This is a genomic window from Streptomyces aurantiacus, assembly GCF_001418335.1.
In the GTDB taxonomy this organism is placed as follows: Bacteria; Actinomycetota; Actinomycetes; order Streptomycetales; family Streptomycetaceae; genus Streptomyces; species Streptomyces aurantiacus.
Window position 1 is genome coordinate 1 of record NZ_LIPP01000459.1, and the last position, 2,802, is coordinate 2,802.

A 2,802-nucleotide genomic window follows, 5' to 3' on the forward strand; every position below is an offset into this window, starting at 1 on the left:
CCCCGGCCCCGGCCCCCGCATCAAGATCGGTGACCAGCGTCATCGACGTGTAGCAGAGCTCCAGCTCGCGAGCGAGCGCCGCCTCGGGGTGCCCGGTCATGCCCACCACGGACCACCCCTGCGCCCGGTACCAGAGCGACTCCGCACGAGTGGAGAACCGTGGCCCCTCGACCACGACCAGCGTCCCGCCGTCCACCGCCTCCCACTCCCGCCCGCGCGCCGCCGCGAGCGCGACCTCGCGCCCCACCGGACAGTACGGATCGGCCAGCGAGACGTGCACCACGTTCGGCGTGCCGCCGCCGGGCAGCGGTATCCCGTCGAAGTACGTCTGAGCCCGTGACTGCGTACGGTCCACGAACTGGTCCGGCACGAGCAGCGTCCCGGGCCCGTACTCGGGGCGGAGCCCGCCCACCGCGCACGGCCCGAGCACCTGGCGCGCGCCGACGGAGCGCAGCGCCCACAGGTTGGCCCGGTAGTTGATGCGGTGCGGCGGCAGATGGTGGCCGCGGCCGTGGCGGGGCAGGAAGGCGACCCGCCGCCCCGCGATCTCGCCGAGGAAGAGGGAGTCACTGGGCGGCCCGTAGGGGGTGTCCACCTGTATCTCGGTCACGTCGTCGAGGAACGAATAGAAGCCCGACCCGCCGATGACGCCGATCTCGACGCCCTCCGTGTTCGCCATGTTCGCCATGGACGGCACCCTAACCGGGCCGGGAAACGCCGAAGACCCTGCCGTTCGCGACGAGGCGCGACCGACAGGGTCTCGTAAGAAAAAGAGGCGCGAGAATGCGTCAGGCGGCGTTGCTGCCGGAGGACGAACTCGTGGACGACGACTTCGTGGACGACGACTTGGAGTCCGAGGACGCCTTCGAGTCGGACGAAGCGGACGACTTGGAATCCGAGGACTTCGAGTCGGACGACGAGTCCGAGGACTTCGAGGCCGAGGCAGGGGTGCTGCTCGACGACGAGCCGCGGCTGTCGTTGCGGTAGAAACCGGAGCCCTTGAAGACGATGCCTACGGCGGAGTACACCTTCTTCAGGCGGCCACTGCACTCGGGGCACTCGGTCAGGGCGTCGTCGGTGAACTTCTGCACCGCCTCAAGGCCCTCGCCGCACGCGGTGCACTGATACTGATAGGTCGGCACTTTGTCTTCCTCCTGGCACTCTCACTCAGTGAGTGCTAACGACGGTCCATACTGACGTATTCCTCGGGATCAGTCCACTGCCACCGGCACGCGGTGACCCACGCCACGTGCGACGGTCCGGCTCACGGGCGGTGGAGCGAGCCGCGAACGCAGGGCCACCAGGGTCGCCAGGGCGAGCAGTGTGCCGCTCATCGGGACGAGGAAACCGGCCCCGTCCCAGAGCCGCTCCTCCAGCTGCCCGGCGGCCAGGACCGCCGCGGCCTGGCCGAGTGCGACCGCTCCGGTCAGCCAGGTGAAGGCCTCCGTGCGGGCGCCGGCCGGCACGAGCCCCTCGACGAGCGTGTAGCCGGTGATCAGGGCAGGTGCGACGCACATGCCGACCAGGAGACCGAGGCCGGCGAGGACGAGCACCGACTGCGCCGCCCACAGCCCGGAGGCGGCCAGCGCCAGGGCCGCGTACCCGATGACGAGGCGACGCCGCGGGGCCACCTTCCAGGCGATCGCACCGCAGACGATGCCGGAGAGCATGTTGCCGGCGGCGAAGGTTCCGTACAGGACACCGTTCAGACCGGGCTCGCCGATCGACTCGCTGAACGCGGCGAGCGAGACCTGCATGCCGCCGAAGACGGCACCGATCCCGAGAAAGACCACGACCAGGACGCGTACACCAGGAACCGACAACGCGGAGGCATGCACGCGCGCGTGCCCATTGCCCCCGATGTCGCCACCGCCACCGCCACCGATGCCGCCTCCGCCACCGACGGACGGCTGGCTCCCACGCTGCGCGGCGAACAGCAGACCACCGACCAGCGTCAGCGCGGCCTCGGTGAGCAGACCCGCGGCCGGGTCCACGGCGGTGCACAGCGCGGTCGCCAGGAGCGGCCCGAGTACGAAGGTCAGCTCGTCCGTGACGGACTCGACCGCGGCCGCGGTCGTCATGAGGGGCGAGCCCTGAAGCTTGACGCCCCAGCGGGCGCGCACCATGGGCCCGACCTGCGGCACCGAGGCACCGGTCGGCACGGCGGCCGCGAACAGCGCCCACAGGGGAGCGTCCGCGAGGGCCAGCGCGGTCAGGGAGAGGCCTGCCAGCGCGTGCACGACGACGCCGGGGAGCAGCACGGCCCGCTGGCCGTGACGGTCGGCGAGGCGGCCGGTGAGCGGCGCGAACAGTGCCATGGCGACCCCGGTCACGGCGGCGACGGCGCCGGCGACCCCGTACGAGCCGGTGGTGTGCCGCACGAGCAGCACGATGGAGATGGTCAGCATCGCGAACGGCTGGCGTGCGGCGAAGCCGGGGAGCAGGAACGTCCAGGCGCCGCGGGTGCGCAGCAGTTGTCCGTATCCGGGGCGGGAGGAGACCGGAGTTCCGGTGGTCTCCGGGGTGACCGTGGATGCCACGGCCCGTGCCTTTCTGCCGCCTGGTAGCGCGGCCCCTCAGCGGGGCCCGGCGCGCCGAGAGCTGTCCTCTTGCGCGGATCTGCGGTAGATACCGGGCTGCCCACAGAGAGGGGCACCGCGGCCGCCATACGGTCGCGCCAGCACTGCGTCAGGCAGAGTTGGTTCGATCAGGTGCGCCTTAAGGATACAGGACTGAACGAGGGTTCACCTGCAAAACCCAGGCCCGAACGCACCCCGAGCCCACACTCAACGTCCCAAATCC

At 71.0% G+C, this 2,802-nt stretch carries 3 protein-coding genes; all 3 read right to left on the reverse strand.

The features are described from left to right. The coding region (locus AOK01_RS38650) for an S-methyl-5'-thioadenosine phosphorylase (protein ID WP_055520120.1) at window positions 1-679 on the reverse strand (679 nt) is incomplete at its 3' end. Window positions 680-788: 109 nt separating this feature from the next. Beyond that, on the reverse strand, window positions 789-1,142 hold the full coding sequence (locus tag AOK01_RS42215; protein WP_079104094.1) for an FmdB family zinc ribbon protein: 354 nt from the start codon (window positions 1,140-1,142) through the stop codon (window positions 789-791). 69 nt (window positions 1,143-1,211) lie between these two features. Continuing rightward, a complete protein-coding gene (locus AOK01_RS38660) occupies window positions 1,212-2,540 on the reverse strand; it encodes an MFS transporter (RefSeq protein ID WP_055520118.1) in 1,329 nt (442 codons plus the stop codon). Window positions 2,541-2,802 lie beyond the last annotated feature (262 nt).